This window comes from Paracoccus sp. (in: a-proteobacteria), assembly GCF_032007265.1.
Taxonomy (GTDB): domain Bacteria; phylum Pseudomonadota; class Alphaproteobacteria; order Rhodobacterales; family Rhodobacteraceae; genus Paracoccus.
This window is the reverse complement of sequence record NZ_DALZMB010000157.1, coordinates 1-6,193: the sequence shown is the minus strand read 5'-3', so window position 1 is coordinate 6,193 and position 6,193 is coordinate 1. Positions and strand designations below refer to the sequence as shown.

7 protein-coding genes are annotated in these 6,193 nt (G+C 58.2%); all 7 read right to left on the bottom strand.

The genetic code is table 11. The features are described from left to right. The coding region (locus RTS12_RS19600) for a YitT family protein (protein ID WP_312531607.1) at positions 1–249 on the bottom strand (249 nt) is incomplete at its 3' end. 89 nt (positions 250–338) lie between these two features. Further along, positions 339–1,328, bottom strand: a complete 990-nt coding sequence (locus tag RTS12_RS19595; protein ID WP_312531604.1) for an ABC transporter substrate-binding protein — start codon at positions 1,326–1,328, stop codon at positions 339–341. 35 nt (positions 1,329–1,363) lie between these two features. Next, positions 1,364–2,200 carry an ABC transporter permease gene (locus RTS12_RS19590; protein WP_312531600.1) on the bottom strand — a complete coding sequence of 279 codons (837 nt, stop codon included), beginning with the start codon at positions 2,198–2,200 and terminating at the stop codon, positions 1,364–1,366. Next, the gene (locus tag RTS12_RS19585; RefSeq protein ID WP_312531597.1) at positions 2,197–3,060 is read right to left on the bottom strand and encodes an ABC transporter permease; all 864 of its coding nucleotides are present in this window, start codon (positions 3,058–3,060) and stop codon (positions 2,197–2,199) included. Before RTS12_RS19585 ends, RTS12_RS19590 begins: the two co-directional genes overlap by 4 nt. A gap of 21 nt (positions 3,061–3,081) precedes the next feature. Next, on the bottom strand, positions 3,082–3,861 hold the full coding sequence (locus tag RTS12_RS19580) for an ABC transporter ATP-binding protein (protein ID WP_312531594.1): 780 nt from the start codon (positions 3,859–3,861) through the stop codon (positions 3,082–3,084). Positions 3,862–3,906: 45 nt separating this feature from the next. After that, a complete protein-coding gene (gene hydA / locus RTS12_RS19575; RefSeq protein ID WP_312531591.1) occupies positions 3,907–5,361 on the bottom strand; it encodes a dihydropyrimidinase in 1,455 nt (484 codons plus the stop codon). Between the two features lie 65 nt (positions 5,362–5,426). Then, on the bottom strand, positions 5,427–6,193 hold a 767-nt coding region (locus RTS12_RS19570; RefSeq protein ID WP_312531588.1), incomplete at its 5' end, for a M20/M25/M40 family metallo-hydrolase.

Genomic DNA, 6,193 nt, shown 5'->3' with positions numbered 1-6,193 from the left:
GGTAAAGGCCAGCCCAATGCGGGGGTAGCCAAGCCAATAAAACGGCAGATTTACCAAAAAGAAGATCGGCGCAAAGCTGTATCCCGTTGAATAGGACAGCATAACCGCCAGCCCTGCCGTCTGACCGGTCACGAAACCCAGATGGGTCAGGATCAAAACACCGACCGAGGCCATGAAACTGCCATAGGCAAGCCCTTGGGCGTCTTCGATGAAACTATGTTTTTTGGGTGCGGGGGTGGTTTCGCTCATTGGGGCGGCCTAATCCTCGGCGCGTCCCTGTGCAAGAGCAAGGGACCGGAAAGCCGTCTTTGACACAGCTTTCCGGAACGTCTTTTTGCTTACTTTGCGCCCGCCTTGTCGGTAACCGCATGGGTCCAGGCACCCTCTGGCTCTTTCGAGATCACAGGATCAGAACCCCCAGCAAGCAAAGTGGCCACCGTGCGCTTGTAATCAGCCTCATCCAGCGCACCAGTTCCGGTGTCGAGCAACTTGGCCACTTCGGTGGCCATATACTGCTGATGCTCTAGCGTCTGCGCACCGGTTTCGTCGTTTTCGATGACGATTTCGGCGGCTTCATCGGGATGCTCTTTGACATAGTTCCAACCCTTCATCGATGCGCGGACAAAGCGGGCTAGCTTATCCTCCATCGCGGGGTCTTTAAGCTTGTCTTCGAGCACATAAAGGCCGTCCTCCAGCGTGGCGACACCCTGGTCATCATATTTGAAGGTCACCAAATCCTCGGGTTTGATGCCGGCATCCAAGACCTGTCCGTATTCGTTATAGGTCATGGTCGAGATGCAAGCGGCCTGCTTTTGCAACAAAGGATCGACGTTAAAGCCTTGTTTCAAAACAGTTACGCCATCAGGGCCACCATCGGTTTTAAGGCCAAGGTGGTTCATCCAGCTTAGAAATGGGTATTCATTCCCGGAGAACCAGACCCCAAGCGTCTTGCCCTTGAAATCGGTCTTGGGGTCCTTGATGCCGCTTTCCTTCAGGCAGGTCAGCATCATCCCCGAGGTCTTGAATGGCTGAGCAATATTGACAATGGGCAGGCCTTTCTCGCGCGCGGCAAGCGCGGCGGGCATCCATTCAACCGTGACATCGGCACCGCCACCCGCCAAAACCTGCACGGGTGCGATATCGGGTCCGCCGGGTTTGATGGTGACGTTCAGCCCCTCTTCTTCGTAGAAACCCTTGTCTTTCGCGACATAATATCCCGCGAATTGCGCCTGGGTCACCCATTTGAGCTGCAGGCTCAGGTCATCGGCTGCCCAGGCACCGCTGGCGAAACAAGCCGAAAGGGTGGTGCCGATCAGTAGCTTCTTCATCCTTGCTCTCCACTGTTGAGGGGCGGTTTCGCCCGTTATTGGCGCTGCGAGGGGTGCCAGAAGGTCACCTTTTTCTCGATCCACGCGACAATGCCGTAAAATGCTGTACCTGCCAGTGCGGCGACTGCGATCTCGGCCCAGACCAGGGCCATGTTCAATTGCCCGACAGAGGTCGAGATCCGAAATCCCATGCCCCGCGTCGGACTGCCAAAGAATTCGGCCACAATGGCACCGATCAGCGCCAAAGTCGTGGTGATTTTCAGACCGTTGAACAGAAAGGGCATTGCCGCGGGCAGGCGCAATTTCCACAAAGCTTGCCAATAACCCGCATTCCAGGTCGCCATCAGATCGCGCTGCAAGGCTTCGGTCGCGGCAAGTCCGGCAACCATATTCACCAAGATCGGAAAAAAGACCATGATGACGACGACGGCGGCCTTGGATTGCCAATCAAAGCCGAACCACATCACCAAGATTGGCGCCACGCCCACGATCGGCAGGGCGGCGACAAAGTTTCCGATGGGTAAAAGGCCACGCTGCAAAAAGGGGCTGCGATCGATCGCGACAGCCGTCAGCGTCGCTGCAATTGCGCCGATCACCCAACCGGTCAGCGCGCCCTTGAGGATGGTTTGGACGAAGTCGCCCCAAAGCAAGGGCAGGTTGCGGATCAGCGCGCGCCCGATATGTGTTGGCGCGGGCAAAATCACATTGGGGACGTGATAGATCCTGACCACCATCTCCCACAGGATCAGCACGGTGATGCCAAAGATCGCCGCGACAAGGATTGCAAAAAGCGGACCTTGTCGCCGTGCCAGCCAGCTGTTCAGGCCAAGCGCGCCAAGCCAAACCGCAAGAAGGGATACCGCGCCTGTCATCGTGCCAGCCCCATCTGTTTCAGGACGCGCTTTTCAATCGCCCCAAGGATCATGACAAGTGCTGCGGCAAGTGCGGCCGCCATGAAAAGCGCAGACCAGATCTGGATGGTCTGGCCATAGTAGCTGCCCGATAACAGCCTGGCACCTAGCCCGGCCGTGGCACCCGCCGGCAATTCGCCAACAATCGTGCCGACCAAGGCCGCCGCCACCGCCACCTTCAGGCTGGCAAACAGATAGGGCATGGCCGAGGGCAGACGAAGCCGCAACAGAGTTTGCAGAGGGCTGGCATTCCAGGCATGCATCAGGTCAAGCTGCATCCGGTCGGGTGTGCGCAAACCTTTGACCATGCCCACTAAAACCGGAAAGAAGGACAGCCAGGCGGCAATGATCGCCTTGGGCAACAGGCCGGTGATGCCCATACTGGCAAAAACGACGATGACCATGGGGGCAATCGCAAGAATAGGAACCGTCTGGCTGGCAACGGCCCAGGGCATGACCGACAGATCCATGACGCGATTATGGGTGATGCCGATTGCCAGCGCGATACCTGCCAGGCTGCCAATCGCAAAGCCGGCCAATGTTGCAGAAAGTGTCACCCATGAATGCCAAATCAAACTGCGTTTCGAGGTGATTTTCTGTCCCGCCACTCCATCCCATACCCCTTTTGCCACCTGATGCGGCGCGGGTAGAACCGGCCGTTCTTGCGTCATGGTCGCTGCAATAAGTTGAGATTGGGTTAAGGTTTCGCCTGCACGGGCCGCTTGATCTCGCGCCCAAGGGGCATTCAGCACCACCGCCGCGCCGTACCAAAATACGATGAGCGCCGCCAAAACCGTCAGCACTGGCACAAGATGCTTCATGCTCTGACCTCGGGTCTGAATTCAGTCATAGCTATGGCCCTCGCGCAGCCCTTCGCGCACCTGCTGGGCAATTTCGATGAATTCGGCAGTATCGCGGATCTCCAGCGGGCGTTCGTGGGGAAGGGTGCTGGTGATGACCCGCGTGATGCGTCCGGGGCGCGGTGACATGACCACGATCTTGGTCGACAGATAAACGGCTTCTGGGATCGAATGGGTGACAAAGCCAATAGTCTTTTGGGTCTTTCGCCACAAATCAAGCACGGCTTGGTTCAGGCGATCGCGCACGATCTCATCCAAGGCGCCGAAAGGCTCATCCATCAGCAAAATATCAGCGTCAAAGGCCAAGGCCCGTGCGATGGATGCCCGTTGCTGCATCCCCCCCGACAGCTGCCACGGATATTTCCCGCCAAAGCCTGCCAGCTCGACCAGCTCCAGCACACGGGCAACCCTCTCAGATCGCTCTTCTCTGGAAAACCCCATGATTTCAAGAGGCAGGGCGATGTTTCCAGAAATTGTCCGCCATGGAAACAAACCCGGAGCTTGAAAGACATAGCCATAGGCCCGCGCGCGCCGCGCCGCATCGGCACTTAGCCCATTGACCAAAAGCTGGCCGCCGGTCGGGGTCTCCAACGCGGCAATGGCACGCAAAAAAGTGGTCTTTCCGCAGCCAGATGGCCCGATGAAGCTGACAAAGTCGCCCTTGTTGATCTCAAGGCTGACGCCTTTCAGGGCATGAACCGGCCCGTCCCCGGTCGGATAGGTTAGATCGACATCTGTGGCCTGAATGACTGCTGCGCTCATGGTGCCTCTCGAATGGGGACGTGACAGGAAGCAGAAAAGGCGGGGCTAGACCCCGCTGGCTGGAATGCCCGCCCCGCGATTGACCGGGCGAGGGGCGGTCAGCTCTTTCCAGGCCGAAAGCGCGCGGTTGACCGCCGGGCGCGGTTCGCGTGCGACAAAGCGACCATCGCCCTCATGGCTTTCGATCTTGCCGTCGTAAAAGGCGATCCGCCCGCCGCTGATCGTATAGCGGGGAAGCCCTTTGACCGACTTGCCCTCAAAGACGTTGTAATCAATGGCACTTTGCTGGCCCTTTGCCGAGATCACCTTTTCAGCCTCTGGATCCCAGATCACCAGATCTGCATCCGCCCCAACCAGAACCGAGCCCTTTTGCGGATAAAGGTTCAGGATCTTGGCGATATTGGTCGACGTGACGGCTACGAATTCATTCGGGGTCAAACGACCGGTGCCAACCCCATAGGTCCAAAGCATGGGCAAGCGATCCTCAAGCCCGCCGGTACCATTGGGGATCTTGGTAAAGTCATCCAACCCGGTCCGCTTTTGCGCGGTGGTAAAGGCGCAATGATCGGTGGCAACGCAAGACAAGCTGCCCGATTGTAGCCCATGCCAAAGGCTGTCTTGATGTTGCTTGTTGCGGAACGGGGGGGACATCACGCGCCGTGCTGCATGATCCCAGTCAGGGTTGAAATATTCACTTTCATCCAGTGTCAGATGCTGGATCAACGGCTCGCCCCAAACCCGCTTGCCCGCCTGACGCGCACGCCGGATCGCCTCGTGGCTTTCCTCGCAAGAGGTATGAACGACGTATAGAGGAACACCTGCCATATCGGCGATCATGATGGCTCGGTTGGTCGCCTCACCTTCCACCTGCGGTGGGCGCGAATAGGCATGTGCCTCAGGGCCGGTATTGCCCGAAGCCAGCAAACGCGCCGATAGTTCGGCGACGACATCGCCGTTCTCGGCGTGAACCATCGCCAGCCCGCCAAGATCTCCGACCCGGCGAAAGCTCGAGATCAGTTCATCATCATTCACCATCAACGAGCCTTTATAGGCCATGAAATGCTTGAAGCTGGTGATCCCTTTCTTCACGACTTCGGCCATCTCATCATAGACCTGCTCGCCCCACCAGGTGACCGCCATATGAAACGAAAAGTCACAATGGGCGCGGGCGGTCTTGTTGTGCCAGCGCCCCAGGGCATCCAGCAATCCCTGACCCGGCTCTGGCAGGGCAAAATCGACGACCATCGTGGTGCCACCGGCCAGGGCCGCGCGGGTTCCGCTTTCGAAATCATCGCTGGAATAGGTGCCCATGAACGGCATCTCAAGATGGGTATGCGGATCAATGCCCCCGGGCATGATCAGACAGCCCGTTGCATCCACGACCTGATCGCCGCTGAGATTGGCCCCGATTTGCGCAATTTTGCCCCCTTCGATCAAAACATCGGCGGCGTAACTCAGATCCGCGGTGACGATGGTTCCGCCTTTGATCACAATGCTCATCACTTCATCCTTCGCTTTGATCGAAATACCTCGGGGGTACGGGGGCTGGCCCCCGTTTCCTGCCTTTATCCGGTGACGATTTCCGCCGTTTCCAGAACTGCATGCAGCAAGACATCGGCGCCTCTCTCGGCCCATTCCTGACTGATCTCTTCCGCCTCATTATGCGAAAGCCCGTCGACGCAGGGGCACATGATCATCACCGTGGGCGCGACCTGATTGATCCAACAGGCATCATGTCCAGCCCCTGAGACGATATCCATATGGCTGTATCCCAGCCGGTCGGCGGCATTGCGCACGCGCTCCAGCAGGATGGTGTCAAATGCGGGCGGATCGAACTGACCCACGATTTCGGCGCTGAACTGGCAGCCCAAAGCCGCACAAATCTCCGGCGCGCGGTTGAGGAATTCCTCTGTCATCGCCAGCAGGGTGGGCAGGATATGGCTGCGAAAATCGACGGTGAAGACCACCTTTTCGGCGATGACGTTGCGGCTGTTGGGATAGACGTCGATGTGGCCGATCGCCCCGACGGCGTTGGGCTGGTATTTCATCGCAATTTCATGGGCAAGCTCGGTCAGCTGCGCCAACCCGCGTCCGGCATTGTGGCGCATCAGCATCGGCGTCGAGCCGGTATGCTGTCCCTTGCCGGTGACTGTGCATTCGATCCAGCGCAGGCCCTGACCATGGGTGACAACCCCGATCTCTTTGTTCTCGGCCTCCAGGATCGGGCCTTGTTCGATATGATATTCGAACATGGCATGTATTTTGCGCGCACCCGGCGTTTCGCTGCCCTTCCAGCCGATACGCGCCAGCTCATCGCCAAAGCGAAGCCCCT

What these genes read in the sequence shown, in the direction of transcription:
- RTS12_RS19595 (WP_312531604.1), bottom strand. Translation starts at nt 1,328, where the DNA reads ATGAAGAAGCTACTGATCGGCACCACCCTTTCGGCTTGTTTCGCCAGC.
- RTS12_RS19590 (WP_312531600.1), bottom strand. Translation starts at nt 2,200, where the DNA reads ATGACAGGCGCGGTATCCCTTCTTGCGGTTTGGCTTGGCGCGCTTGGC.
- RTS12_RS19585 (WP_312531597.1), bottom strand. Translation starts at nt 3,060, where the DNA reads ATGAAGCATCTTGTGCCAGTGCTGACGGTTTTGGCGGCGCTCATCGTA.
- RTS12_RS19580 (WP_312531594.1), bottom strand. Translation starts at nt 3,861, where the DNA reads ATGAGCGCAGCAGTCATTCAGGCCACAGATGTCGATCTAACCTATCCG.
- hydA (WP_312531591.1), bottom strand. Translation starts at nt 5,361, where the DNA reads ATGAGCATTGTGATCAAAGGCGGAACCATCGTCACCGCGGATCTGAGT.